Source organism: Alcanivorax sp. NBRC 101098 (assembly GCF_001010505.1).
Lineage (GTDB): Bacteria > Pseudomonadota > Gammaproteobacteria > Pseudomonadales > Alcanivoracaceae > Alcanivorax > Alcanivorax borkumensis.
On the sequence record NZ_AP014613.1, the window covers coordinates 1954434 to 1981098 of the forward strand.

The 26665-nt window shown below is 55.8% G+C and carries 22 protein-coding genes; 15 read left to right on the forward strand and 7 right to left on the reverse strand.

Annotated elements, in window-relative coordinates; translation table 11 throughout:
* The first annotated feature begins 42 nt into the window (after positions 1-42).
* The 9 genes from AS19_RS08870 to mscK all read left to right on the forward strand — a co-directional run bounded on the left by AS19_RS08870 (position 43) and on the right by mscK (position 11910).
* Complete coding sequence (locus AS19_RS08870) at positions 43-909, forward strand: putative selenate ABC transporter substrate-binding protein (RefSeq protein ID WP_046961963.1); 867 nt, start codon at positions 43-45, stop codon at positions 907-909.
* Positions 910-929: 20 nt separating this feature from the next.
* On the forward strand, positions 930-1607 hold the full coding sequence (locus tag AS19_RS08875; RefSeq protein WP_046961964.1) for an ATP-binding cassette domain-containing protein: 678 nt from the start codon (positions 930-932) through the stop codon (positions 1605-1607).
* Positions 1561-3138: an ABC transporter permease gene (locus tag AS19_RS08880; protein WP_231860750.1), complete on the forward strand. Its 1578-nt coding sequence runs from the start codon at positions 1561-1563 to the stop codon at positions 3136-3138. Before AS19_RS08875 ends, AS19_RS08880 begins: the two co-directional genes overlap by 47 nt.
* A 38-nt stretch (positions 3139-3176) precedes the next feature.
* The gene (locus AS19_RS08885; protein WP_046961965.1) at positions 3177-3950 is read left to right on the forward strand and encodes a PhzF family phenazine biosynthesis protein; all 774 of its coding nucleotides are present in this window, start codon (positions 3177-3179) and stop codon (positions 3948-3950) included.
* 10 nt (positions 3951-3960) lie between these two features.
* On the forward strand, positions 3961-6177 hold the full coding sequence (selD, locus tag AS19_RS08890) for a selenide, water dikinase SelD (protein ID WP_046962333.1): 2217 nt from the start codon (positions 3961-3963) through the stop codon (positions 6175-6177).
* A gap of 26 nt (positions 6178-6203) precedes the next feature.
* Entirely contained in the window at positions 6204-6599 is a 396-nt protein-coding gene (locus AS19_RS08895) for a PA2779 family protein (protein ID WP_011589007.1), read from the forward strand.
* Positions 6600-6614: 15 nt separating this feature from the next.
* Complete coding sequence (locus AS19_RS08900) at positions 6615-7565, forward strand: PA2778 family cysteine peptidase (RefSeq protein ID WP_011589008.1); 951 nt, start codon at positions 6615-6617, stop codon at positions 7563-7565.
* 267 nt (positions 7566-7832) lie between these two features.
* The gene (locus AS19_RS08905; RefSeq protein WP_011589009.1) at positions 7833-8504 is read left to right on the forward strand and encodes a tRNA/rRNA methyltransferase; all 672 of its coding nucleotides are present in this window, start codon (positions 7833-7835) and stop codon (positions 8502-8504) included.
* Between the two features lie 52 nt (positions 8505-8556).
* Positions 8557-11910 (forward strand): mechanosensitive channel MscK, encoded by a 3354-nt coding sequence (gene mscK, locus AS19_RS08910; protein ID WP_046961966.1) that lies wholly within the window; start codon positions 8557-8559, stop codon positions 11908-11910.
* Positions 11911-11998: 88 nt separating this feature from the next.
* Here mscK and AS19_RS08915 read toward each other — a convergent pair whose 3' ends face one another.
* Positions 11999-12301 (reverse strand): antibiotic biosynthesis monooxygenase, encoded by a 303-nt coding sequence (locus AS19_RS08915; RefSeq protein ID WP_011589011.1) that lies wholly within the window; start codon positions 12299-12301, stop codon positions 11999-12001.
* Between the two features lie 285 nt (positions 12302-12586).
* Here AS19_RS08915 and AS19_RS08920 point away from each other — a divergent pair, with 285 nt between their 5' ends.
* The 4 genes from AS19_RS08920 to trmY all read left to right on the forward strand — a co-directional run bounded on the left by AS19_RS08920 (position 12587) and on the right by trmY (position 18456).
* On the forward strand, positions 12587-14479 hold the full coding sequence (locus tag AS19_RS08920) for a propionyl-CoA synthetase (RefSeq protein ID WP_046961967.1): 1893 nt from the start codon (positions 12587-12589) through the stop codon (positions 14477-14479).
* Between the two features lie 580 nt (positions 14480-15059).
* Complete coding sequence (locus AS19_RS08925) at positions 15060-15932, forward strand: hypothetical protein (RefSeq protein WP_011589013.1); 873 nt, start codon at positions 15060-15062, stop codon at positions 15930-15932.
* A 78-nt stretch (positions 15933-16010) separates the two neighbouring features.
* A complete protein-coding gene (locus tag AS19_RS08930) occupies positions 16011-17456 on the forward strand; it encodes an esterase-like activity of phytase family protein (RefSeq protein WP_035461058.1) in 1446 nt (481 codons plus the stop codon).
* 397 nt (positions 17457-17853) lie between these two features.
* Positions 17854-18456, forward strand: a complete 603-nt coding sequence (trmY, locus tag AS19_RS08935) for a tRNA (pseudouridine(54)-N(1))-methyltransferase TrmY (protein ID WP_011589015.1) — start codon at positions 17854-17856, stop codon at positions 18454-18456.
* Between the two features lie 175 nt (positions 18457-18631).
* Here trmY and AS19_RS08940 read toward each other — a convergent pair whose 3' ends face one another.
* Positions 18632-19039 (reverse strand): SMI1/KNR4 family protein, encoded by a 408-nt coding sequence (locus AS19_RS08940; protein ID WP_046961968.1) that lies wholly within the window; start codon positions 19037-19039, stop codon positions 18632-18634.
* An 87-nt stretch (positions 19040-19126) separates the two neighbouring features.
* Positions 19127-20245 (reverse strand): sterol desaturase family protein, encoded by a 1119-nt coding sequence (locus tag AS19_RS08945; RefSeq protein WP_035461057.1) that lies wholly within the window; start codon positions 20243-20245, stop codon positions 19127-19129.
* Positions 20246-20580: 335 nt separating this feature from the next.
* Here AS19_RS08945 and AS19_RS08950 point away from each other — a divergent pair, with 335 nt between their 5' ends.
* Together AS19_RS08950 and AS19_RS08955 are read left to right on the forward strand one after the other, a co-directional pair.
* A complete protein-coding gene (locus AS19_RS08950) occupies positions 20581-22458 on the forward strand; it encodes an ATP-binding cassette domain-containing protein (protein ID WP_035461055.1) in 1878 nt (625 codons plus the stop codon).
* 41 nt (positions 22459-22499) lie between these two features.
* Positions 22500-23876, forward strand: a complete 1377-nt coding sequence (locus tag AS19_RS08955; protein ID WP_046961969.1) for a succinylglutamate desuccinylase/aspartoacylase family protein — start codon at positions 22500-22502, stop codon at positions 23874-23876.
* 73 nt (positions 23877-23949) lie between these two features.
* Here AS19_RS08955 and AS19_RS08960 read toward each other — a convergent pair whose 3' ends face one another.
* From AS19_RS08960 to AS19_RS08975, 4 genes are all read right to left on the reverse strand, one after another.
* A complete protein-coding gene (locus tag AS19_RS08960) occupies positions 23950-24273 on the reverse strand; it encodes a helix-hairpin-helix domain-containing protein (protein WP_011589021.1) in 324 nt (107 codons plus the stop codon).
* A 97-nt stretch (positions 24274-24370) separates the two neighbouring features.
* A complete protein-coding gene (pyrF, locus tag AS19_RS08965) occupies positions 24371-25066 on the reverse strand; it encodes an orotidine-5'-phosphate decarboxylase (protein ID WP_011589022.1) in 696 nt (231 codons plus the stop codon).
* Between the two features lie 194 nt (positions 25067-25260).
* Positions 25261-26430 carry a lipopolysaccharide assembly protein LapB gene (gene lapB / locus AS19_RS08970; protein WP_046961970.1) on the reverse strand — a complete coding sequence of 390 codons (1170 nt, stop codon included), beginning with the start codon at positions 26428-26430 and terminating at the stop codon, positions 25261-25263.
* Positions 26427-26657, reverse strand: a complete 231-nt coding sequence (locus tag AS19_RS08975; RefSeq protein ID WP_011589024.1) for a lipopolysaccharide assembly protein LapA domain-containing protein — start codon at positions 26655-26657, stop codon at positions 26427-26429. The genes lapB and AS19_RS08975 overlap by 4 nt, the downstream gene beginning before the upstream one ends.
* Between the last annotated feature and the right edge of the window lie 8 nt (positions 26658-26665).

A 26665-nucleotide genomic window follows, 5' to 3' on the forward strand; every position in this document is an offset into this window, starting at 1 on the left:
AATCCAACATTCCTTAAGCCTCCCTATTGAACGGAGACAACGATGCGTTTGAAACTTCTTGTTGCACTGGTTGCTGCCCTGCTGCTCTCTGCCTGCAATGACCCCCACACCGGCACCTTCATCTTTACCGCCATCCCCGACCAGGATGAGTCTCAGCTGGAAAAACGGTTCGGCACCATCGCCCTTTATCTGGAAGACCAACTGGGCGTACCGGTGAAATACGTTCCGGTGAAATCCTACGCTGCCGCCGTTACCGCCTTTCGCAACGATGAGGTACAAATGGCCTGGTTTGGCGGTTTATCCGGTGTTCAGGCTCGTCGTCTTGTCCCCGGCTCCCAGGCCATTGCACAGGGCCAGGAAGACACTGCCTTCAAGTCTTACTTCATCGCCAACAGCAGCACCGGGCTCAAGCCTGTAGAGACACTGGGTGAAGACTTCATTGCACAACCGTCATTTACCTTCGGTTCCAAAGGCAGCACCTCGGGCCGCCTGATGCCGGAATTCTATCTGCGCGATACGTTCAATGAAGCGCCGGACAAGCTGTTCGAAAAAGTCGGTTTCTCCGGCGACCACAGCCGCACCATTGCACTGGTACAAAGCGGCGCCTACGCCACTGGCGCGGTGAACTTCAAGGTTTGGGAGCGTGAGCTGGCGGAAGGCAAAATTGACACCAGCAAAGTCAGTGTCATCTGGGAAACTCCCAGCTACCCCGACTACCACTGGACAGTACGTGGTGATCTGAATGAGCGTTTTGGCGACGGCTTTAGCCAGCGCGTTACCGAGGTATTACTGGCCATCGACGATCCGGTGCTGCTGAAAGCGTTCCCCCGTGAGAAGTTTGTACCCGCGTCCAATGCGGACTACGCCCCCATCGAGGAAACCGCCAGCGCCATTGGTCTGTTGGACTAACGGCCACGGTCAGCACTGACGTGTTCCATTTTCAGCAGGCTCAGCTGGGGCATGGCGATCAGGTTGTCTTTTCTAACCTGACGCTAACCATCGAGCAAGGCGAGAAAGTCGCCCTGCTCGGCCCCTCTGGTGCCGGCAAATCCACCCTGCTTAATGCCCTGCGCAACCAGCAGGAGAGCGCCTGTGCCTGGTGCCCTCAGGCTGGCGCCCTGGTGCCCATGCTTAGCGTGTTCCACAATATCTACATGGGCGCCCTGTCACGCAATAGCACTCTCACTAATCTGCGAAATCTGATTGCTCCTAGTCGCCATGAGCGTGAACAAATTGGCGCCTTGGCCACCGATCTGTCTCTGCACGACAAACTGTTCACCAGTATCGACCAGCTCTCCGGCGGCCAGGCGCAACGCGCCGCACTGGGCCGGGCGCTCTATACCCACCGCCCGATTCTACTGGCCGATGAACCGGTATCCAGCCTGGACGAACATCAAGGCCTTGCCTTGCTGACCCTGTCGCTGGCCCGCCATGACAGTGCCGTAATCGCCCTGCACGATCGAGCGCTGGCGCTGGCCTGCAGCGATAGAATCATTGGCCTAAACCACGGCAAAGTCGTACTCGATGCCGCCACCCATTCGCTGTCACTCAGCGATCTGGATGCGTTATATCAGGACGCTTCATACCAACACCGCTCGTATCAGTGAACACCCCACCATGAAACCGGCCAGCGCCCCATTGAACACCACCGCCAGTCGCTGGCGACGCACCACCGGTGGCATCGCCCTGGCCGGCCTGCTGGCACTGTTGCTGGCCGATATGGAAATCGCCCGTTCCAGCCCCAGCCAAGAACTGTTGCGCATGGGCAAGGGGTTTCTCGCCCCGGACTTCTTTGCCACCGAACAACTGGGCAAAGCACTGGCCAATACACTGGCCTTTGCCTGGCAAGGCACGGCGCTGGCCGCCCTGTTCGGCTTCTTTATGGCGATCTGCTGGTCTTCACGTGCCGTGCGCGGTTTCGCCGCCAGCATCCGCGCCATCCATGAATTATTCTGGGGCCTGCTGCTATTGCAGGTTGCCGGGCTGAGCACGCTTACCGGGGTACTGGCCATCGCCATTCCCTATGCGGGCATCTTTGCCAAAGTATTTGGGGAATTTCTCGAAGAGGCAGACCCAGCCCCCTCCCATGCATTACCCGCCAGCACCACCACGATCAGCCGCTTTTTCTTCGCGCGCCTGCCACTGGTCTGGCAGGCCTTCAAAGCCTATGGCAGCTACCGGCTAGAATGCGCCCTGCGCGCCTCCGCCATTCTGGGTTTTATCGGTTTGCCTACCCTGGGCTTCCACCTGGAAACCGCGTTTCGTGAAGGCGTCTACGACCAGGGCGCCGCCCTGCTCTACCTCTTCTTTGCCCTGATTTTCACCCTGCGCTGGTGGCTAAGCCCTGGCTTAATTCCGCTTTACCTAATTGCTGCCGTGGCCTGGGCGCCGCCCCTTTTTACCGGCAACCTGGATACCTTGGTACGCTTCATCACCGTAGATCTGGTGCCCGCCCCTCTACGTCAAAGTGGTGGCCTCTTGGAACTGAGCCAATGGTTTGCCATGCTTTGGCAGCAACAGCTGTGGCCCGGCCTATGGCAAACAGTGGTGCTGGGTCTCGCCGCGCTCCTGCTCACCGGCATCCTTGCGCTGTTATTGTTCCCGCTCACCTCACCGCTATTCGGCAACCGAGCCAGCCGCTCTCTGGGCCAGGGCATTCTGGTGGTACTACGCACTACCCCGGAATTCTTTCTCGCCTTCTTCTTCCTTATCCTGCTCGGCCCTTCCATGCTGCCCGGCATTCTCGCTCTTGCTTTGCATACCGGCGCCATCGTCGCTCACCTGACCGGCCGCTTCAGTGAGACACTGCGCTTGCGCGCAGATGCTCCCACCGGCATCAACCGCTACGCCTACGAAGTGTTGCCACGCATCAGCCCTAATCTGCTCGCGTTCTTGCTCTATCGTTGGGAGGTGATCATGCGTGAAACGGCGGTGCTGGGGATTCTTGGCATTCACACTCTGGGTTTTTATATTGACTCTAGCGTGGCGGAATTCCGCTTTGACCGAACCGCCCTGTTGATCCTGGCCACGGTGTTGCTCAATCTAGGCGTAGATACTCTGTCGCGAACACTGCGACGGCGCCTGAGGCTGCAGCCGGGCCACGGTGTTTCAGCAAGCAATGCCCCGGCACGCCGCTAACCAAAACACACTCGGAACATGCAAACACGAGTCACACTATGAAACTGTACCAAGTGGACGCCTTTACCGATGCGTTGTTTGCCGGCAACCCCGCCGCCGTGGTGCCGCTGACACACTGGCTAGATGACGCCCTACTGCAGAACATCGCACTGGAAAACAACCTCTCGGAAACCGCCTTTCTGGTGCCCGACGAACAGAGCTACGCGCTGCGCTGGTTTACCCCAACAGTCGAAGTGGATCTGTGCGGCCACGCCACGCTCGCTGCTGCTTGGGTAGTCTTCCATGCTCTGGGATTTCCCGGTGAACGGGTACGCTTTTCCACAGCCTCCGGCCCCTTGTTCGTCACCCGCAGTGGGCAAACACTGAGCCTGGACTTTCCGTCCCGGCCGGCCCATGCGCTCACCGATCTCACCCCATTCTCCCAAGCGCTGGATTTACCCCTTCGCGAGGTGCTACAGGCTCGTGACACGCTGGTTATCGTGGACAACGCCGATCAGGTGCGTCATTTTCAGCCCGACTTCACCGCCATCGCGGCACTGGATACCTTCGCAGTAATGATTTCCGCCCCCGGCAACGACTGTGATTTTGTCAGCCGTTTTTTTGCCCCGGCCAAAGGCGTTCCGGAAGACCCGGTCACCGGTTCTGCCCATTGCACTCTGGTGCCGTACTGGGCGGAAAAACTCGGCAAAACACATCTTCATGCCCGCCAGCTATCTGCCCGGGGCGGAGAATTGCACTGTCAGTTAAAAGGCGACCGCGTCACACTTAGCGGCACCGCACGCTGCTACCTGCAAGGTGAACTGCAACTGTGATGATGCCACTGTGATAAGTCCCTCCGCCCACTACGACCTGGTCTTTGTCGGTGCTGGCCATAGCCACGCGCTGGCCCTGCGCATGCTGGCCATGAAGCCGATTCCCGGCGTGCGCCTGACTCTGGTTTCACCGGACAGCCTTAGCGCCTACTCCGGCATGTTGCCAGGGCTGATCGCCGGCCACTACACCCTGGATGACACCCACGTGGATGTGTACCGGTTGTGCCAGGCTAGCGGCTGCCGTTTTATTCAAGCCAGCGTCACCCAGCTGGACCCGCAACAGCGACACTTACAGCTCAGCGATGGCAGCCAACTGGCCTACGATTGGTTAAGCCTGGACGTGGGCGCCACCCCGGATTTGAGCCCTCTGGGCGGCAGCCACCCCCGTGTGGTCCCGGTGAAGCCAGTGGCCAGTTTCTATGCCCGCTGGCAGCAACTCTGCCAACACGCCGAACGGCAATCGCCCTCGTTGGCAGTGATCGGCGCCGGGGCCGGCGGTACCGAGATGACCCTGGCCATGGCCCAACATTTCCAGCGCCACCAGCAACCGGCACAGATTCAATTGATCACCAGCGGCAATCTACTGCCGGGCTTTCCTGCCAGCGTGCGCGAGAAAATGCACAAGCGGCTGCAAGCCCACAACGTCACCCTGCATACCGACAGTCGCGTTCATTGTGATGCTCATCAGCAACTGCATATGGGAGATCAGCCACTCACCGCCCAATGGGTGCTCTGGTGCACCGGGGTACGGGGCTTACCGATACTGGAAAACAGCGGCCTTGAGTGCGACGAACGAGGTTTTGTGCGGGTCACGGAAACCCTGCAAACGGCCACTGATAAACGCATTTTTGCCGCAGGTGATTGTGCCGCCTTCCCTACGCCGCTGCCCAAGGCCGGGGTCTATGCTGTTCGCCAGGCTCGCACCCTGGCCACCAACCTACGCGCCGTCATTCAAGGGCAACCGCTAGTCGCCTATCGCCCGCAATCCCGTTTCCTGTCGCTGCTGTCCACCGGCGGCAAAGACGCCATTGCCAGCCGTGGCGGCAGGCTGTCTGTGGCCGGGCACTGGGTATGGCGCTGGAAGGATCACATCGACCGGGCGTTCATGGCCAAGTTCGATCAGCAGCTTCCGAGCATGCCCCCTGGTCCCGCTGATCCAGATACATTGCATTGCGCCGGTTGCGGCGCCAAGGTGGGCAGTGACGCCTTGCATGAAGCACTGGCCGAGCTGCAACCGGTGGTGAACCCCGGCATCGAAGCCGGGGTGGATGCCGCCGATGACGCGGCCATTATTGATTGGCCTGCCGGGCAGCGACTGGTGCAGAGCCTGGATTTCTTTCCCGCCTTTATCGATGAGCCTTACCTGTTCGGCCGTATCGCCGCGCTGCACAGCCTCAGCGACGTGTACGCCATGAATGCCCAACCCCATTCGGCTCTGGCCAACATCACCCTGCCCTGGCACCACCCGCGACTGCAGAGCCGGGACCTGCAACGGATGATGGCAGGCGCGGTTCGCGAGCTGAATGCCGCAGGCTGCACCCTGGTAGGTGGGCACACCATCGAAGGGCCACAGATGGCCGCCGGGTTCACCGTCAATGGCCAGGCAGACCCAGCACAGCTCTGGCACAAACACGGCGCCCGTGACGGCGACCGCCTTATCCTCACCAAGCCGCTGGGTAGCGGGGTGCAATTGGCCGCCTTGATGCAGGTTAGCCGCGAGCCGAGCTCCGCGTTCCACGGCCCCTGGCTGGACACCACCCTGCGCCATCTTCTGATCAGCAACCATCTTGCTCAGCAAGCGCTACAGGGGATACCGGTAAATGCCTGCACCGACATCACCGGCTTTGGGCTGCTGGGTCATCTCTATGAAATCAGCCAGCAAAGCCAAGTTAGTCTGTCCGTGGACTGCCACAAGGTCCCCTTGCTACCCGGCACGCTCTCGTTAATTGAGCAGGGTGTGGCCAGCACTCTTAGTGACGCCAATCGCCAAATACTGGTGCACTGCCAACAGCAACAACCAGTGGCCGAAGCATTACTCACCGCGCTGTGCGACCCGCAAACCGCTGGGGGGTTGTTATTTTGCCTGCACGCTGACTATGCCAAACAGGCACTGCAACGGCTTGATAGCAAAGGCATTGCAGCGGCGGAGATTGGTAAAGTCCTTGTAAAAAAACCTTCTAATGATGCCGCCATTCTTTTGAATAGCGGCCACACTGGTAAAGTATAGCCATCAACCATTGAGGAGATTGCTTCATGACCCCATCCAAACGCGTTACCGGAATGCTTAGTGCCTTTGTTTTGCTATTTATGCAGGTGCTCATTGTACCCGCCTCGCAGGCCGCCATGATTGGTAATGACACTGTAATCCAGCAACAGGATCGCGCCGCCATGAAGCAGCAGGTCATGCGGTTAATGGATCATAAAGTGGCCGCCCAGGCGTTGAGCGAATACGGCGTCAACCAAGAACAAGTGAGCCAACGACTGGATCGCCTCACCCATACTGAACTGCAACAGCTAGCCCAGAAATCCGAAGCGTTACCCGCCGGCCAAGGCGTATTCGGCGTCGTGCTTGCTATCATTCTAGTGCTGGTGATTTTGGATTTGCTCGGCGCTACCGATGTCTTCCCTGTAATCGACCCGGTTAATTAAGCGACCGGCAAGCTGATGATAACTACAGCGCTGCCCAGATCTCTCGCCATTCTATTGACAGCCGCCCTGCTCGCTTTGGGTGGCTGTCAGAGTGTGCCGCCTCCGCAAAGTGCCACAGTGCAAACCTCCCAGCAGGTCGTGGTTCCCTTTGTCCCCCAAGACGCCTATCAATGTGGCCCGGCCGCACTGGCAATGATGCTGCAATGGGCGGGTAAGCCTGTCAGCGCCGACGCCCTAGTGGACGAAGTCTGGCTACCGGAGCGCAAAGGATCGCTGGGTATTGAACTGCGTGCCGCCGCCCGCAGCCGCGGTTTAATGGCTTACCCGGTGGAATCTGCCGACCACCTGTTCCAGGAGTTGCAGGCTAACCGGCCGGTGCTGGTGATGCAGAATTTGGCGCTGCCAAACTGGCCAAAGTGGCACTTCGCGGTGGTTACCGGCTACCGTAACCAGGGCGATACTGTAGTATTGCACAGCGGTACAACGCAGAGCGACACCAGCCACTGGAACCGCTTTATCCGCACTTGGGCAAGAGCCGATCAATGGGGATTCACCTTGGTCGCCCCCGGCCAGCTCCCCGCCAGCGCCGAACCGGATGCGCTATTGCGCGCCATCTCTGCATTACCAAATAGCATCGACTTCTGGCCAGCGGCCGTAGAGGCATTTCCACAAAACGGCCCATTATGGTTTGGCTATGGCAATGCCCTGTGGGCACAAAATAAACAGGCGCAGGCGCGAGCAGCCTTTGAAAAGGCCGTGCACAATGAACCTGAATTGGCCGCTGCTTGGAATAACTTGGCCTATGCTCAGTTGGCAATGGGAGAGAAACAAGAGGCTAGCAAAAGTCTCTGCCAGGCCTTAGCGCTGGCTCCGGACGATCCAGAGATCCAGGCGAGTGCCCGCGAAATCGGCAACCAGCCCTGCCCAAAGACCAGCGAGCCTCCCTCCTCTTCGGCGGCGCCTTAAAACGAAGGTTCTGGCTGCTGTGTCACGCCCTGATCACGCCGTTCATGCAGGATTTCGGCCGGTTGCTATATTCGTGGCCAGTGAGTGCGAGCGTCGCCGTGGAAGCCCTCCCCCTATTATTTACGCACAAAAATAGATGCGTATAACAATCCCCGTCTGAGCATGGGCTTTATCCCCCCTCTATCTACAACCCTCTTTTCTGCAAACCGTACCAACGGCTCGTATAGAATGGTTCGCGTTACACACAGCCTGAACAAGTGACTATAAATGGATATTGTTTTTATTCTGGTGGAACCCGCTCGCGGGGAAAACATTGGCGCCGCAGCCCGTGCTATTAAAACCATGGGCTTCTCCCAGTTACGGCTGGTAAACCCCGGCGATATGACCGCCGCCCACTGGGTGGCGCACCACAGCAACGACGTGCTGGAACAAGCCATGATCGTGGATTCCTTGGCGCAGGCCCTCGTTGATGTAGACCTAAGCATCGGCTGCACCGCCCGGCACCGCTTGCAAAAAGATCGCTACGTGGATGCAGATCACTGTGCCGCACTGGTGGCCGGCAAGGGAAACAGCGTACAGCGGGTGGCTATCGTTTTTGGCCGGGAAGCCAGCGGTCTCACCGGCGACGAGCTGGGCCTTTGCGACTTGGCTAGCAGTATTCCACTGGCGCAGCAGCAGCCATCGCTGAATCTCGCGCAGGCGGTAATGATCTACGCTTGGGAATTGCGCAAGCAACCCGCTGTAAAAATAACAGAACCGGACCCGGCCACTTTTTCCCATACGCGTCAGGCAGTGCATCAGCAGCTTGCCTCGTTGCACATACAACCCAATGAAAACCTGCACCAATGGGTAGATGAATTACTACCGCTGGCTAACGACCGGGAACTGGGCCTGGTTCGCCAATTACTTCGCCGATTATCATCGCAGGGAAAGCAATAGCCCCGACCCTGTGATACAAAGATACCCATACTTTCCAAGAGCCCTCCTTATTATGGATCGACGCCTGCCTCTCGTCTTGCTGATATTGCTGCCCGTTCTCGCCATGGCACAGTCCGCCAGCTTCACCTTGCCCGGTGTTGGCGACCTACAAAAACAGCTTACTGAAACCAACGACAAGCAATCCGACGGCACGCAAAACCCTGAAAAGGAACAGCTCAAGCAAACACTGAAATTCCGAGAGGAAATCGATAGCAACCAGAAAAAAATCGAGGAGCTAAAACGCTTTTCCAATAAAGCAGCTAGCGAGCGCCGGCAACTAAACGCGGAACTTATACGCCTGCGTCAACAGAGAGAAACCGATTGGAGCAAGCATTACGCCGGCGAAACACTTGAAACACTGGTACAAACGCTGGTCAATGAATTAAACGCTCTGGAAACGAACCAAGAAGATCTAGCCGACGCCAACAGCGACCTGACCCGTACCCAGACCCTTCCGGAGCAGGCTCAAAACGTAATCAGCAAAGCTATGGACAGGCTCGACACCATCCGCTCACGCCTCAATCAGGGTATAGATGAAGATGGCGAGCCCTTATCTGAATTGCAGACACGCAGCCTAAACACGGAGATCAGCGCCCTGGAATCACGCATCGAGCGTTACAACCAGGAATTGGCTATCGTCGACAAGCAACAGGACATTGCCCGGCTGAGACAACAGAGCGACAAACAAAAACAACTCATCATCGAGGCAAAACTGGATGCCCTGCAGCCACTGATTAATGAACGGCGCCTAAACCAACTGGAGCCGACCGCTAAATCACCGGATACAGACCTTCCCACAAGCGTGCTGGACCACCCGCAAGTCAAGCAAGCCATGGCAAAAAATAGCCAGCTGCGCGAGCAATTGGCCCGCGTCAGCGAACGCGTAAACAGCCGGTTACGCGAGGCGGTCACGACAAAAACCGAACTGGACAAGGCCCGCTCTCTCTCATCCACCGTTAACGACCAAATCCGCATGCTCGATGGCAGCCTGCTGTTATCGCGTATTCTTTACGAACAACAAAAAAGCCTGCCTCAGGATCAGGGTGAGCTGAACCTGGAAAAGGAGATTTCCAATACCCGCCTGAATCAGTTCGAAATCCAACAGGCCATGCAAGATCTAAATGATGCGCCCCTGCCCTCACAGGCTAAAATAGACGCCCCCTTGAGCCCGGCCCTAGAGGAAGCCTTTGCCCTTCTGCGCGAAGAGCGCTTGGCCATTTACGATCAACTGGATCAAGAACTGAGCCGCCAATTGGCGATCCTGACGCGTACCCAGCTTAGCCATGAACAACTACGTAAAATCACCCGCAGCTTACACAACACCATTTCCGAACAAACCTTCTGGATGCCCAGCAACCAACCTCTCAGTTTCGAATGGCTCGGCAAGCTACCTAAGGAGTTAATGGAACAACTTAAAGCCATTCCCTGGGCTGATCTGCAGGAGGGCACCAGCGAGCTGCTCACTCGCAAATGGGCCTGGTTGATCGGCCTAATTCTCCCGGCGGCGTTGTTGATGCTGATTCGCAATAAACTGAAATCGCGCATTGATACAATGAATAAGGATGTGGGTTTCCTGCGCCGTGACAGCCAGGCCCATACGCCCCTGAGTTTGCTTTATACTTTTTTAATTGCTGCCCCATTCCCGCTTTTCCTTGTCTTGCTGGCTGCTGGCCTATGGGTACAGCCCGGCACGTTCACTAGCGTCATGGGCGCCGCCATGGCCCAAGTCGCCTTGCTGTGGCTAGTTTTTGAAGTGCTCTATCGTCTACTCAAGAACAATGGCATCGCACAACGCCAGTTCCGCTGGAGTAGGGAATACAACCAACAAATGCGCCGGCGCCTGCTAGTAACCGGCTTGGCGTTAATCCCCCTCACGTTACTGGTCGCGTTCGGCGATCAGTGGCCTGCCCAACTCAGCAACGATCGGCTAGGTCTAGTGATTATGATGGTGGCCATGATCACCATCATGGTGAGCTTGCCTTGGGTGGCCCAGTCATACCCCGGCCGTCATTACAGCCGCACCATGCGCACCCTCGCCACGGGGCTATGTATTCTTGCCCCACTCACTCTCATCGTGCTCACTGGCGTGGGTTACTACTACACATCAGTACGGCTCACCGGACACATGATTTACAGCCTTTATCTGATTGCGTTGTGGATCATCCTAGATGCTACCGCTGTACGCGGGCTCGCCGTGGCTGCGCAGCGGCTATCCTATAAGCGGGCCGTGGCCCAGCGCGAAGCGGAACAAAAAGAAGAGACCAGCAGCGCTGAAGCTGTAGAAGTCGAAGAGCCGCAATTGGACCTAAAACAAGTCAACGAGCAGTCTCTGCGTCTTATCCGCTTAGCACTAGTCGCTGTTATTGGTTTATTGGTCTACTGGGTCTGGTCAGATGTGCTATATGCTTTAGCTTATACCGACAACATTGTCCTGTGGGAAACCGCGGAAGGCACAGGCCAAGCCACCACCACCTCGCCCATCAGCCTTGGCGATGTGATGACCTCTCTGATCATCGGTGTAGTGACCTTTCTGCTGGCCAGTAATCTACCTGGGCTCCTGGAAGTGTTAGTGCTATCACGGCTAGACCTGCGCCAAGGCACCAGTTATGCCACCACCACCCTGCTCTCCTACGTCATTGTGGCCAGCGGCATCATACTCACCCTTGGCGCCCTAGGGCTCAGTTGGGACAAAATGCAATGGCTAGTAGCGGCATTAGGCGTGGGTCTGGGCTTTGGCCTGCAGGAAATCTTCGCCAATTTTATTTCCGGCATCATCCTGCTATTCGAACGGCCCATCCGCATTGGTGACGTGATTACCATTAATAACTTGGACGGCACGGTCAGCCGCATTCGCATTCGCGCCACCACGCTGATTGATTTCGACCGCAAAGAAATCCTGGTTCCTAACAAGGTGTTCGTCACCGAGCGGCTAATTAACTGGTCTCTGTCCGACACCGTGACTCGGATCATCCTCAAGGTGGGCTTTGCCTACGGTTCCGACTTACAGAAGTGCCGCGACATCCTGCTACAAGCGGCCAAAGAAAATGGCCGAGTGTTACACGACCCTGAACCGGTAGTGCTGTTTATGGGCTTCGGTGCCAGCACGCTGGACCACGAACTGCGCGTCCATGTGGATAATATCAACGACCGCTTGGCCGCCACCGATGAGATTAACCGCCACATTGATGCTATGTGCAACGAACATGGCGTGGAAATTGCCTTCAGCCAGCTGGATATTCATATCCGCAACGGCAACGGCGAGCAGCTAAACCTGGAAACCCATTCGGCTGAAGACAGTGGGGACACCACCGCGCGCCCCTCGGATGCCAACGACGGCAAATCCAATCAGACCAAGGATCCGAAATAATCACCGTAGCATAGGCGCGTCGCTGGCGGCGCGATGGCTGGCTGAGTTCACTGCAAGGGGGATCGCGCCGCCTACGGCGGAGTCAGCTTTACAGCACCACCTCAAAACATTCCAACTGCGGCGGCCCCAGGTAGATATCCCGGCGTGCACCCGCGTTGGCATGGGCCTTGCGGAACGCCTCGGACTTAGTCCAGCCTTCAAATGCTTCACGCGATTCCCAAGTGGCGTGGGATGAGAATAATGTGTACTCCTCATTGCTCGCGCCCTGCAGAAGGTGAAAACTCTTGAAACCCGGCACCTCTTTCAGGAAAGTGTCGCGCCCTTTCCAAATCTCTACAAAATCCTGCTCACAGCCCAGTTTGATCTTGAAGCGGTTCATGGCGATATACATCTCACCCTCCGTCATTGTGAATGTGGCCCCATGGTGACGCACTCGCGCAAAAAGTGCATTGACGTAAACACGCACTACTTTTTCACGAGCCCGCCCACCGTAGCCCTCAATTTTGAACTTAAGTCTAATTTTTTACAGGTCCACCCTCGTCTAGCATAAGATCACACAACGCAACCCTGTGTTCTGACCGACAGTTGCCCAACAATGCCCCGATGCCCGCCAGCTTGACTCCCCCGTTACCCAATAAGAACGGGGGGAGAAACTGGCTACAAAAAGAGGTCCAGCATGAGCTACCAACAAGAATATTCCGCATCCATTACCACACCGGAAGCATTCTGGGCCGCCAAGGCCCGCCAACTGGACTGGTTCAGCTTTCCCTCTACCATTCTCGGCAAAGATGAAAACGGCATTGATCGCTGGTTTACCGATGGCGTGCTGAACACCGCCCACATGGCACTAGACGCCAACGTGGCCGCAGGCCGTGGTGACCAGGTGGCCATCTATTACGACTCGCCCGTCACCAACAGCAAACAAGCCATCAGCTATGCCGAGCTCACCGACCGGGTGGCCATCTTCGCCGGCGCACTACAGCAACAAGGGGTGAAAAAAGGCGATCGGGTGCTGATCTACATGCCCATGATTCCCGAAGCCGCCGTGGCCATGCTCGCCACTGCACGCCTTGGCGCCATTCACTCCGTAGTATTTGGCGGGTTTGCTGCCCATGAACTGGCCGTGCGTATTGATGACGCACAACCCAAGGTCATTGTCTCGGCTTCTTGCGGAGTGGAAGTGAACAAGCTCATCCATTACAAGCCGCTGGTGGATGCTGCTATTGAGCAGGCAGAGCACAAACCGGAACACAACATTATTTACCAACGCCCCCAGGCCAAAGCCGAACTGAAGGTCGATCGGGATCTGGACTGGCAAGCGGTTGTTTCCGCCGCTAGCCCCGTAGAGTGCACCCCGGTTCTGGCCACCGATCCGCTGTATATCCTCTATACCTCCGGCACCACCGGCAAACCTAAAGGGGTTATCCGCGACAATGGCGGCCACGCCGTGGCCATGCATTACAGTATGAAAGCCATCTACAATATGGACCCAGGTGACACTTTCTGGGCCGCTTCAGACGTGGGCTGGGTAGTCGGCCACTCCTACATTGTCTATGCCCCTCTGCTCGCAGGCCTATCCAGCGTGCTCTATGAAGGCAAACCGGTACGCACACCCGACGCCGCCGCTTTCTGGCGGGTAGCAGAAGAATACAAGGTAAAAGCCCTGTTCTCCGCGCCCACAGCATTTCGCGCGATTAAGAAAGAAGACCCTAACGCCGAAGGCATCAAGCAACATGATCTATCGGCCTTGGAAACAATTTTCATGGCCGGCGAGCGCCTGGACCCGCCCACCTACGAATGGGTTAAGGGGATCACCGGCTTGCCAGTCGTAGACCACTGGTGGCAAACCGAAACCGGCTGGGGCATCTGCGCCAACCTCATGGGCATTGATCCCAAGCCCTGCAAGCCCGGCTCCGCTACCTTGCCCGCCCCCGGCTACGATATACGCATCCTAGATGACAACGGCAACGAACTAGGCCCCAACCAGCAGGGCAACGTGGCGATCAAACTGCCACTACCTCCCAGCTGCCTACCCTCCATCTGGGGCAATCATTCTCGCTTCCTCGCAGGCTACCTAGAACAGTTCCCCGGCTATTACACCTCCGGAGATGGTGGCTACAAAGATGCAGACGGCTACGTGTTCATCATGGGCCGCACCGACGACGTGATTAACGTAGCCGGCCACCGCCTTTCCACCGGCGAAATGGAAGAGGTGCTCGCCGGCCACCCCGCCGTGGCCGAATGCGCCGTAATCGGTATTGCTGACGACCTGAAGGGCCAAGTCCCCCTAGGGCTGGTATTACTCAAAGATGGTACAGACGTGAACGCCGCCACCCTCAACCAAGAGCTGGTCGCCCGTATCCGCCAAGAGATCGGCGCTGTCGCCTGCCTGAAAGACACCCTCATCACCCAGCGCCTACCCAAAACCCGTTCCGGCAAGATCCTGCGTAAATTACTGCGCCAGATAGCCAATGGCGAGCAATACAACATTCCATCCACCATTGATGATCCAGCGAGTATTCCGGAAATTGAGGGTTTGCTAAAGGAGAGAGCGCTAATTAGCGGCTAACACCATCATCCTGTCCTGATCGCTTTCTGGAAGACGGCAATTAACCCTGAAACCGTCTGCACGAACCGGAAGTCGTGTGTATCGGCAAGGGTAAATGCCCACCCTGATCAGCAACACCGACAAAACAGTAGCGAGCCCATCATCGGCCATCCGAACAGCGATAGCAGGATGTCCCGAACGTTCTGCCGGGGCGCTTGTGACGACAAAATACACGCGGCGCTCTGCGCCGCTAACGAATAAATAAACCAAGCCCCCTGAGTTACTGGTTTTCTGGATACAGCCTTTTGCAGAGCCCGCTACACGCATAACGAATGTGAACTAAAAGCGATGCACAGTGTGTCGATAACGGGCTATGCCCCTTAGCATGACCAGCCCCCCGTCCTTCAATCGCAAGCTCTGCTAGCAAACTCTCAGCCAGCGTCACTGTACTGTAATTTTTTGCGCCTAAATTAATACGCGTTTCACCGCCGTCCGGTTGTCACTTAGCAGTTTGCACCACTCAGTGCATGCCGATAGTCCTTCAGTGGACATAGAAAATGCTCTCCCTCATCAGGCACAACAAGACACAAGGATTACGGCAATGAGAAATCGCTATCGGCTACTTGCCCTCTTCCTGTTGTTGCCCGTCGGCAGTGCGCTGGCCAACCCTGATGTGACCTCCCGCGAATACAAGCTAATGCTACATGTCGCCCCCTTCAGCTATAGCACTGAAAGCGCCACCGTCACCTCGCTGCTCGATGATGCGCACAACGCAATAGAGCACGCTATTAACCGCAGCGTGAGCGGCTTGCCGTGGCTAGAAAAGCAACGCGACATCAGTTTTTTCGACACGCAGGGCAGCTGTGAGCTTCGTCGCCGCGGCTACTCATTGCGAGAGCGAGTTGAAAACGGCGCCTCCGAGGTCGCGCTGAAGTTTCGTTCCCCAGACCGTTATCTTTCAGATTTCGAGGATGTCTCCTCCGACACTCCAGGTGCCGAGACGAAACTTGAGTCCGACGTGAGCGCCAATGCCAACGAACCCTTCAAGGTCGTCTATAGCCACTCCACCAAAGCCCCCAACGCGCGCACTATTAATAAAATAGAGGATGTTAACGTCCACTTCCCTGAATTTCATTCCCACTACGGGCTCGATGATGACCTCGCTTTATCTTTAGTCGGCAACCTGAGCGTGCGCGAACATGTCTACCGCGGTGTCGAAATAGACCTGGGGCAGCACGATGCGCAAATCAGCGTCACCCTCTGGTACCAAGGCATCCCCTCGGGCAGCCAAAAACCGCTAGTCGCCGAAATCTCGTTCAAGTATGAAGACGTATCGGCGGACTACACACGCAAAGTGGTCAACCGCGCCAAGGACTCCTTCGAGGCACTCAAGAGCCTCAGCGGGTGGGTTGATTCCGACTCCAAAACCAAGACCACCTTTGTTTACGAATATATCCCAACATTTTGTCAGTAGCGCGAGCACTGCTCGTGCCCCGTGGCCTTATGCCGGAATAATTTCAGCGATTTTTTTGAAAAAAAAGGAATAAAACGGATGTTTAAGAGAAAAGCGTTGCTTACCTCGCTGTTGGCCACTTCCGTGCTCGTCGGCTGCGGTGGCGATAATGACAGTGACGATGAAACAGGCAGTGTAAAAACTGCAGCGGTCTTGGAAAGCTATCCGGCGGCAGGGGTATTCTTATCCTATGATGTGCTGCGCAGCGACCTGATCGATGCCAAAACCCAACAAACATTTGAAGTACGTAACGGGGGTTTCGGCTCCGCAATGACAGCCCATCCCAGCAAGCCCACCCACTTCTACGCCCTTACCGACCGAGGTCCCAACGCCGTTTTCACCGGCGACTACGGCAAGGGAAAGAAGTTTCCAAGCCCGGACTACACCCCGCGTATTGGTTTATTCGAGGTTATGCAGAACGGCCAGATAAACCACGTCAGCACCCTTTTGCTCAAAGACCGCGACGGGAATAACATCAGCGGCCTGCCCAATAGCGCCGCCCTGGGCGGCACTGGTGAGACCCCCTACGACGATAACGGCGATCCCATCGTGATCGACAACACCAAGCCCTACAACGAGACCACCAACCCATTCAAACTGGATAATTACGGGCTCGATGGCGAGGGTCTCGTCGCGCTAAGCGATGGAACCTTCTGGGTAAGCGACGAGTATGGACCGCACATTGTCCACTACAATGCCAACGGCGTAGAGATCGACCGTATCAACGCCTTTGCCGACGACACACGCACCAGCATCAACCTGCCAGCGGAGTTCGCTAACCGCCGCGCCAACCGCGGGATGGAAGGATTGGCGATCACTCCGGACGAAAAGACCCTCGTCGGCATTATGCAATCGACTCTGTACAACCCGGACAGTAGCGTCAAAGATCTAAACATCACCCGTATCGTCACGGTTAACCTGGAGACAAAAGAGGTAGGGCAGTACCTGTACAAACAAGAAAAAACTCAAAATTCCAACTCAGAAATTGTCGCCCTAAGCGACACCGAATTTCTGGTCATCGAGCGTGACGGCAGCTTCCTTTATGGTGGCCCCGAGGGTGCAAGTGCTGTCACCCCCAGCGCCCAGAAGCATGTCTACCGCATCGACCTGTCCAACGCCACCAACCTTGAGAAGGTAGCCGCCACCACAGACATAGCACAGGACGACCAGCTAGGCCTGACCATCGACAGCAAGACCCTGGAGCAGGTGGTTCTTGCAGACGGCGACTGGAGTACGTTGACCAGCGCAGGCATTGTAGCGGCGGAAAAGAGCCTGGTCGTCGATATGGTCGCTGCAGTGAATTTTCCCCACGACAAGATGGAAGGTCTGTGGGTCATTGACGACAACCACCTTGGTGTTCTGAATGATGACGATTTTGCCACTTGGTCCACTGACGGTGAGTTAGAGCAGAAAATGCTCGACACCAACACCATCGACGGAAACCGGCTGTACATCATTGGTGGATTAGATCTGACCAGTAATTAAGCCGGTATAAAGAGGCGGCGGGGACATCTGGCTTGATCTTGCGGTCTCGATATTCCTTGCGCCACTACACCACCTCGAAAGCATTATCGGGAGGATATCCAGCTCAGCCGCAATGCGCTGAACCTGAATGTCTTCCTGATAACTAAGCTCAACAGCCTTTACTTGCAAGTCTGTAGAATATTGTCAGGCCTTTCTCGGATAGTGTATCGGAGCGCTAGCCACCTCCTCAGGTTAAGAGAAGGTGTCCACTAAAGCGGCTGAACGACAAATGTCTTACACGGGGTTGAAAGGAAGGTTCTGTTGAAAACGGGCTAGGCTCGTTGCTTCACGGGCGGGCCATCACGGGCGGGCCTCCTGTGATGTACAATCCCCTGCACATTTTCTTGAGCCACTGATCATGCGTACCTTCGTTCTCCGCGCCCGTGCCGCTTCTACCCACAGCCAAACCTTGCTCGCCAATGTGGGGGGCGATGCCCATAGCGAGATTCTGGCGCATACTTTAATGAATGCGATCTTTGTGGCTCAGTCCCATCGTGATGACGTGGTGGTGCATTTGGTGCTGGAAAGCACCCAGGACTATTCACGCACCATCACCTTTGTGGCGGCGGAGATGCGAGATATTGGAGGCTTCCATGAGCAGGCATTGCTGGCCAAGGTGGTACGAGCTCTGGACGCCTCTGCCGGCATGGGCAAGGAGCAGATGAAGGCCGTGGAAAGCGGCATTACCGTGCGCACACAGAGTTTTGAGAAGGTAGTGAAGGAACTGGCCGAGGATGGGCATCAGTTATACATGATGGACCCGAAAGGCGAGAACATTCGCGAACTAGACTTTGCGCAGAAACCCTGTTTTTTGCTCACTGACCATATTCCCATGCCCAAGAAGAGCTTTAATAGTTTAAAGCGGCTGGGCACGGAGAAAATCAGTTTGGGGCCAACCATGTTGTTTGCGTCGCAGTGCGTGGTGCTCATTAATAATGAACTGGACTTGGCGGGGTTCTGAGAAATCTTCACAGCCTACTGTAATAGCCCCCTCGAGGTGCGCACCGTGTAAAGAAAAGCTTTTTATCTTGGCGGGCAGTTATCTTGGTAGGCAGAGAGCAGCCCCTTTTTTCTTCGCTTAATGGGGCTCGTCTCTGGAAGGAAATACCTACCGGGCGCGTTTTGATGGCGCGAGCTTAACTTTCCAGCCAGACCTCTCTGGCCCATTGCCAAATGCTACCCCATACCTCGTCTTCGTTGATCCCCTGCTCGGGCTGCCACAGCACCACTTCACCTTCCTGTGACATGGCATAGATGCCATTGGGAGTCTCACAGACGGGAATCAAGTAGCGCGGCAAGCCCTGATTCCAACTATTAGCGGCCATTTCCGGGAGGAAGTTGTGGGCGTAATCGTCCATCACTGTGGCAGGTTCCAGGCTGCCACACACGATATCACTGGCACTAAGCAGGAACGCTTTGTAGTCCGCCGGCAATGGAATCAACAGCTGTTCTTCAATCTCTACCAGCCGGTCTTCGTCTGGTAGCTCCAAGGCGATTAGGCCGCCGTCATGGCGTTCGCGCAGCATGTCTACGATGTCATCCATATCAAACCCTTGCTAACCACAGAGGGTACAGAGCGCACTTAGAACGTTTTCTTTGTGCGCTCCCTATGCCCTTTGGGTGAAATTGTTTTACCCCCGGCGAAACGGGAACAGGAACTGTTTGACCACCCCTTCAGGTACTTGAGTGCTGGCACGGGTACCGTACTCACCGGCGAGCCGATCCGGCATGATCAGGGTGCCGAACAGTTTATCGTAGATGGGCAGGAAGGCGGCGTAGTTTTTGTCCACCGCTTCGTCTTCTGAAGAATGATGCCAATGATGAAATTCCGGGGTGGCTATCAGCCAGCGCACGCCCGGGAAACGGAAGCGCACATTGGCATGAATAAAGATGGCGTGGAACGACACAAACACCAAGTAGGCATACACGGCCGAGGGCGAAAAACCGAGAATAAAAATTGGCAGGTAGCCCACAAAACGATTAGCGAGAATTTCCACTACATGCAAACGCGAGGATGCCAGCCAGTCCATCTGGGTAGTGGAATGATGCACCGCATGGAACTTCCATAACCAGGGCACCTCGTGGAAGGCACGGTGAATCCAGTAGCTGCCCAAATCGATTACGATCAGGATTTCGATGAACTGTAACCACAAGGGCTGGCTCGCAATGGTCTGCTGAAAACCGATATTCACCTTGTCATGCAGAAATACCTGAATCGGGATAACGGTAAAGAAGCTGATCAACTGCAACCCCACATGGCTAAACAGGAAATACTTCATGTCGGTGACCCAGCCACCGCGCAAGGTTTTCTGCTCCTGGTTTTTCGGGTAGGCGCGTTCCAGCGGAATAAACACCAGCCCCAGTACCAGCAGGGTCAAGATAAAATAATCCAGCCCGGCATACAGGCTGCGGCCATCCACCGGCGGCATATCCAGCCGCCCGGAGCCGATCAATGCAGCCATGCAGGCCAGCACCATACCGATGATGCCGTAACGCCGTTCCTGATGCCGGAAAACGCTGAAAAAACCGCAAGTAAAACCAATCCCGATGCCAATAAACAGGGCAATGCGCAGCACATCGGCATTATAGAAAGCCCGAAACTCCGGGGTAGTGAACAGTTCCGGATAAAGAAAACAGAAGCTGCCTAACAACGCCAGCGACCCTAGGCCGATGGAAATCGTCGCTGTGATTTTGCCCTGCCCCGGCGTCAGGTCCACTTCTTCGTAGCGTTCACGCAGAAATTCCGACATTCCCCTTCCCTTTTTTGGTCTTTCTTGCTCAGTGGCACGCCATAGCCACCTGCTATTTTTCACCCCGCCATACTGCCCAGGCCAAGGCCCAACGACCAGTACACGCCCGTAACAAGCTGCTACACTGTGCGTTCAATAAGGCGCTGCAAGCGACCAGCCTCAAGCGACAAAGCACACAAATATGTCGTGCCTTCATCATCGCCCCGTTCTGCGCACCCTATCCGTGCGCGCAGACAAACGCAGAATGATATAGATGCGTGATCGCGGCCTATGATTTGTGGCTGGTCGCTTGCAGCTTGGCCCCATAATACTCACATATTTGACCAACCGACTGTATGCCTTTACTCACGCTTCGCGACATTCAACTCAGTTACGGACAACAACCGCTGCTGGACCACGTTAACCTATCCATCGACACAGGGGAGCGACTGTGTTTAATCGGCCGAAACGGTGCCGGCAAGTCCACCCTGATGAAGGTCATCGCCGAGGAAATCCAGGCCGATGACGGCCAGATCGAGAAGACTCAGGGGCTAAGTGTGGCTCGTTTGGAACAGGAAGTGCCAGACGACCAAGAACACAGTGTGCATTTTATGGTGGCCGAAGGGCTGGGTGAACAAGGCGCCCTGCTTAGCGAGCACGCAGAACTGGTGCACCATCTGGGCGACGGAGACGACAAGGTACTGGCCCGTTTTGAAGAGCTGAGCAGCGAAATTGAGGCCCGTGGTGCCTGGCAGCTATCCCAACGAGTGGATACGGTGCTATCCAAGCTCAACCTGGACGGCGACATGTCTTTCGCTGGCCTCTCTGGTGGTATGAAGCGGCGTGTACTGCTCGCCCGTGCACTGGTGCAAGACCCGGACATCCTGCTTCTGGACGAACCCACTAACCATCTGGATATGGAATCCATCCAGTGGCTTGAAGAGTTTCTGAAAAACGTCGGCACCACTCTGGTCTTTATTTCACACGACCGGGCCTTCATTCGCTCCCTGGCCACTCGTATTATCGAGCTGGATCGGGGCAAGCTGACCAGCTGGCCCGGCAGTTACGAAAAGTACCTAAGCGGCAAGCAGGCAGCACTGGATGCGGAAGAAAGGGCCAACGCCGAGTTTGATAAAAAACTTAGCCAGGAAGAGAAATGGATTCGCCAGGGTATCAAGGCACGCCGCACCCGTAATGAAGGCCGGGTACGGGCCCTGAAAGCTATGCGCGATGAATTTTCCCAGCGTCGCAGCCGCACGGGCACCGCCAGCCTGACCATCCAAAGCAGCGATAACTCCGGCAAGATTGTGGTGGAGGCCGATAGCATCAGCTATGCCGTGGGCGGCAAACAAATTGTGCGGGATTTTTCCGTGGCCTTGATGCGCGGCGACCGAGTGGGAATTCTCGGCCCCAACGGCTGTGGCAAGTCCACCCTGATTCGCCTGCTACTGGACAAGCTGACCCCGGACAGTGGCACAGTTAAACAGGGCACCCAGTTACAGGTGGCCTATTTCGATCAGCTACGCGATACCTTGGACGAAGAAAAAAGCGTTATCGACAACGTGGCGGAAGGCTCCGATGTCATTAACCTGAATGGCCAAAGCAAACATGTAATCGGCTATTTACAAGATTTTCTATTCGACCCCGCTCGGGTCCGCCAACCAGTGAAATCGCTCTCAGGCGGCGAACGCAACCGCCTTTTACTGGCCAAACTATTCACCAAGCCATTCAATCTTTTGGTGCTCGATGAGCCCACCAACGATCTGGATGCAGAAACTCTGGAACTCCTAGAAGAACAGCTGATCAATTACCAAGGCACTCTGCTGCTCGTCAGCCACGACCGTGAGTTCATCGACAATGTGGTGACCTCCACTCTGGTTTTCGAACACGGTGGGTTGAACAACTATGTGGGCGGTTATCAGGATTGGTTACGGCAGCGCCCGGAACCCAAACGGGAAAAAGCCGTCAAAGCTGCCAAGCAGGTGATGGCGGACAAACCTGCTGCGCCGCGCAAAAAACGGTCATACAAGGATCAACGGGAGCTGGAAGAATTACCCGCTCGTATTGAACAATTGGAAACAGACTTAGATGCGGTACAAACCCGCATGTCTGACCCAGATTTTTACAAGGGTGACGCGGCGCAAATCAGCGCTGCACAAACGCAACAAAGCGAGCTGGAACAGCAGCTGGCAGAAGCTTTTGCCCGCTGGGATGAACTGGACCAGCTCGGCTAGCACTGACGCAGCGCAGCGGCCCCCTAAACACGGACAACAATATGCAAGGAGCCATTGTGCACAAACCTCTGTCATGGATAACGCTGGGCACCCTGTCATTACTCGCCACTCTGGCCCAACCCGTTTGGGCCACCGAGGTGGAAGATGAAGAGAGAGCACTAGAACGACAGCAAGAAACCGATGCGGACGCGCCGAATAAACCCCCTCATCGAATAGAGAGCTCAAACACCGATCACTCGGATACCAACGAGGCAACAGGCGAAGCTGAACCTGCGGGGCCAGACCCGCTACCTCTGCTTGGCCAGAGAGTACAGCCCGGTACCTTCGCAACCCTACACTGGACGCCGGATCAGTCGTTCGCCTCCATTGCCACTCCAGTCCCAGTACTCGTCGCCCATGGCTTAAAACCTGGTCCAAAGCTGTGCCTCACCGCCGCTATTCACGGTGACGAATTAAACGGCATAGAAATGGTTCGGCGGCTCATGTACGAACTGGAGCCTAACGAACTGGCCGGTACTGTGATCGGCGTTCCCATTGTTAACCTAGACGGTTTTCGCAGCGGCAGCCGCTACCTAAGCGACCGCCGCGACCTCAACCGCTACTTCCCCGGCAATAAGGATGGCAGCGCAGCCAGCCGTGTCGCCCACTCGTTGTTTGGAAATATCGTCAGCCACTGCGATTACTTGGTAGACCTGCATACAGGCTCCCAGAAGCGGATTAACCAACCCCAACTACGTGCCGATTTAGACAATCAGGACGTAGTTGCTTTCGCGAAACACTTTGGCGGCATGACCGTACTGCACAGCCCCGGGGTGACCGGCATGCTCCGTGATGCGGCGGTAAAAGAAGGTATTGTCGCTGTAACCATGGAAGCCGGCGGCCCAAACCGGTTAGAAACCCAGGCGGTAAGCTATGGTGTGCAGGCCATAGAAACCCTGCTGGAAAACCTGGAAATGCGCAAAGCCAGCCGATTTTGGAGCGCACCACAACCGGTATTTTTCGAATCAGAATGGATCCGCGCAAGCCAAGGTGGAATTCTGTTGTCTGAGGTGGAACTGAACGACAAAGTGAAAAAAGGGCAGATACTGGGCACCGTAACCGACCCGATCAGCAATACTGGCAGTGCCATTATCGCCCCCTATAACGGGCGAGTGCTGGGCATGGCGGTGAACCAAGTGGTTCACGCCGGGTTCGCCGCGTTTAGAATCGGTGAAGTGAAGAGCACCGAGGAAGTCGAAGCCCAGGCTGAAAAAGCCAGCAAGAAAAAAGAACAAAAGGAAAACAAGGGAGATAAATCAGAACTTGAAAGTGAACCTGTGCCTCCCAAGGCGCCACCGCCTGAGCGTGACGTGGATCGTGCTGAAGATATCAGCTCCCTCGATCATCAAAACGATGGGGGCAACGAACCGCACCCCTGATGAACCTGCTCAGCCGCAGCCTGGAACCTAGCCCCTGGCTGCGGCAACTCGGCCCGGTTGTTTGCTCCAAGTGTTATTTCACCACAATTTGATCGCGCATTTTTTCCAGTGTTTTCTCGCCAATACCTTTAATCGCCAACAACTGATCCGGGCTAGTAAAGCCACCCTGTGCGTTACGGAAATCAATGATCGCTTGGGCCGTTTTCGGGCCGACCCCGTTGAGTTTTTCCAGTTCGGTAATGTCCGCAGTATTCAGGTTGATGGTGTGACTTTTCGCTTTGGAGGCGGTGGCAGTTTTGGCAGCATCCGTGCCGGAAGCAGCCTGCAGATCGGCAGCCCAAGCGGGCATCACCAACGCCATCAGCAGAGGGAGAATAGCAATGTAATATTTTTTCATGTGGAATCTCCTTAATTTTATTCTGAATGGAGATCTCACCTTAAAGAGGCAGAAATACCGCTGTTATCCGTCAACGGCAAATAGTGCTGTAAGCCAGTTATGCCAAGCTGCGTAGTATAGTGTCGACTACGTCCGTAGGCGTTTCCGACTGAGTAATAGGCCGACCGATCACCATATAATCCACACCCGCATCACGAGCCTGTACCGGCGTAAGTACCCGGCGCTGATCCCCCGCCGCCGTTCCTTGCGGTCTAATACCCGGGGTTACCAGTTCAAAGGCGGCGCCACAGGCTTGCTTTAACAGCCCCGCCTCTTGGGCTGAACAAACCACACCATCCATTCCCGACGCTTTCGCCAATTCTGCCAGCCGCTGCACCTGTACTTTGGGCACATCGACAACGCCCACCTGCTGCAGGTCGCTATCATCCATACTAGTGAGTACCGTCACCGCAATCAGATGTGGGCGCTGGGCATGGTTGGCAATGGCATTAGCTGCACCTTCCATCATCCGCTGGCCGCCACTGGCGTGCACGTTCACCATCCACACCCCCATGTCTGCGGCTGCCGCCACAGCCCCTGCCACGGTGTTGGGAATGTCGTGGAATTTCAGATCCAGAAACACCTCGAACCCTAGCTTGTGCAAGGAGTCGACCACCGCCGGGCCACTGCGAGTGAAGATTTCCTTGCCCACTTTTACCCGCACCTTGGCCGGATCCAGCTGTTGCGCCATCGCCAGAGCCTGAGCGGCATCCGGATAATCCAAAGCAACAATAACGGGGCTGGAAATCGTCATAGGGGAATCCTCAGGTGTGGGAGCGCGGGTATGTTAGGCGTTGCGAGACAGTGGTTCAAGAATTCGGGGCAGCACGGCGCAACGCGAAAAAATATATCGAAACCGAATTGTCTGTTGGTCGCGCAATTAGGGCACAAAGTATTCACGGCCAAAAGCTTTAAGCCGAGCGACACTCTGTTTCGCATTGTAGCGGGCTATGCTTCCTTCACCACCGGCTTAATGGTGCCCCAGCGTTTGCAGCTTGGGCAGCGCCACTGCATCAGCGGTGTTTCAAAACCACAACGACGGCACTTATAAAGACTCTTGTCGTTGAGTAACTTCTCCGACACCTGCTTGAGCATATCCAGATGCTCACGGGCTTCGCCCTCCGCAATGCTGGCTAGGCTCATGTCGATAATGCGGTTAAGCCCACGCACTGACGGGTTGGCCTTCATGTATTCACGAATAAAGTCTGCCGCTTCCTTGTCGCCATAACGCTCTTTAAGCGTTTCCGAGAGCAGCAATATCCGCGTGGTGCTGGGTTTCTCAGCGCTGTAATCGGCCAGCATCTGAATAAAGTCTTCTTCTTTCTCCAAATGCTGAAAACACTGCCGCAAACGCTCTAGGGTTTCATCGAAGAAATCACTGTCTTGGGTCCACACCCGCTGGAAGGCATCGATGGCTGCCTGCCAATGCAACTCGGCCATTTCCAGATCACCTTCGGCCAGACTCGCGCGCACGCACTGATTATCGAACGAGAGCGCTCGACGGAGCATCCGGCGGGCCGGGTTAGTATCACCATCACGGCGCAGGTTGTCCGCCTGCTCACAACAGAACTGCGCCAGCACTGGCGCCAAGTTCGCACGGCTCTTGAGCAAACGCTCGCCCATGCTGATGGCATTGATCCAGTCACGCTCCTGTTCATACAGGCCCATCAACTGCTCGCAAACGTCATCCTTTGCTTGGCAGTCCTGGTCTAGCATTTCCAGCAATACTTGTTCAGCCAGATCAAAAATGCCACTGGCCAGATAATCCTGGGCCAGCTCCAACTGAATTTCTTCCTGTACTGTACGACCATAGTCGCCATGTTCAAGCAGGTGGGTATGCAGCTGCGCAGCGCGGTCAAACTCACCTCGCTTGCGAAACAGCTTGCCCAGTGCCAGATGGGTTTCCAGCCCTTCTTCACTCAGATCTAAGCCATTGAGCAAGGTCTCAATACCCTTGTCCGGCTCTTCATTGAGAAAGAAATTGATGCCGGCCACATAATCCTTGGACAAGGACGCCATGCGGCGGCGCTGGCGGCGCTTGCTTTCGCGCCGGCCCATAAAAAAACCGGCAGAAATCGCTACAAAAAATAGCGGAATCAGCCACAACGATTCACTCATGAAAACAGGCCCTTGATACCTCGCAGGCCAACCCCCGCCAACAGCCCAACCAACAGGCCGATGGCCAACACAGAGATCACCAGCACACCCAAGGACACCTGCCATTGCCAGGAGTCTACTAACAGGTCGATCATTACTAGGTCACGATTGCTGGTAACAAAAAGAAAAGCGATAAGGAAAATGGCCACAACGGCCAAGATCACCAAAATTCGGTAAAGGTTTCGCATCAGAAACG

Coding starts and splice junctions, on each gene's coding strand:
- AS19_RS08885 (WP_046961965.1), top strand. CDS start 3,177: ATGAAACTGTACCAAGTGGACGCCTTTACCGATGCGTTGTTTGCCGGC.
- mscK (WP_046961966.1), top strand. CDS start 8,557: ATGGATCGACGCCTGCCTCTCGTCTTGCTGATATTGCTGCCCGTTCTC.
- AS19_RS08900 (WP_011589008.1), top strand. CDS start 6,615: ATGATAACTACAGCGCTGCCCAGATCTCTCGCCATTCTATTGACAGCC.
- AS19_RS08905 (WP_011589009.1), top strand. CDS start 7,833: ATGGATATTGTTTTTATTCTGGTGGAACCCGCTCGCGGGGAAAACATT.
- pyrF (WP_011589022.1), bottom strand. CDS start 25,066: ATGACGATTTCCAGCCCCGTTATTGTTGCTTTGGATTATCCGGATGCC.
- trmY (WP_011589015.1), top strand. CDS start 17,854: ATGCGTACCTTCGTTCTCCGCGCCCGTGCCGCTTCTACCCACAGCCAA.
- AS19_RS08975 (WP_011589024.1), bottom strand. CDS start 26,657: ATGCGAAACCTTTACCGAATTTTGGTGATCTTGGCCGTTGTGGCCATT.
- AS19_RS08870 (WP_046961963.1), top strand. CDS start 43: ATGCGTTTGAAACTTCTTGTTGCACTGGTTGCTGCCCTGCTGCTCTCT.
- AS19_RS08955 (WP_046961969.1), top strand. CDS start 22,500: ATGCAAGGAGCCATTGTGCACAAACCTCTGTCATGGATAACGCTGGGC.
- AS19_RS08940 (WP_046961968.1), bottom strand. CDS start 19,039: ATGGATGACATCGTAGACATGCTGCGCGAACGCCATGACGGCGGCCTA.
- AS19_RS08915 (WP_011589011.1), bottom strand. CDS start 12,301: ATGTATATCGCCATGAACCGCTTCAAGATCAAACTGGGCTGTGAGCAG.
- lapB (WP_046961970.1), bottom strand. CDS start 26,430: ATGAGTGAATCGTTGTGGCTGATTCCGCTATTTTTTGTAGCGATTTCT.
- AS19_RS08950 (WP_035461055.1), top strand. CDS start 20,581: ATGCCTTTACTCACGCTTCGCGACATTCAACTCAGTTACGGACAACAA.
- AS19_RS08960 (WP_011589021.1), bottom strand. CDS start 24,273: ATGAAAAAATATTACATTGCTATTCTCCCTCTGCTGATGGCGTTGGTG.
- AS19_RS08880 (WP_231860750.1), top strand. CDS start 1,561: ATGCGTTATATCAGGACGCTTCATACCAACACCGCTCGTATCAGTGAA.
- AS19_RS08925 (WP_011589013.1), top strand. CDS start 15,060: ATGAGAAATCGCTATCGGCTACTTGCCCTCTTCCTGTTGTTGCCCGTC.
- AS19_RS08945 (WP_035461057.1), bottom strand. CDS start 20,245: ATGTCGGAATTTCTGCGTGAACGCTACGAAGAAGTGGACCTGACGCCG.
- AS19_RS08920 (WP_046961967.1), top strand. CDS start 12,587: ATGAGCTACCAACAAGAATATTCCGCATCCATTACCACACCGGAAGCA.
- AS19_RS08930 (WP_035461058.1), top strand. CDS start 16,011: ATGTTTAAGAGAAAAGCGTTGCTTACCTCGCTGTTGGCCACTTCCGTG.
- AS19_RS08895 (WP_011589007.1), top strand. CDS start 6,204: ATGACCCCATCCAAACGCGTTACCGGAATGCTTAGTGCCTTTGTTTTG.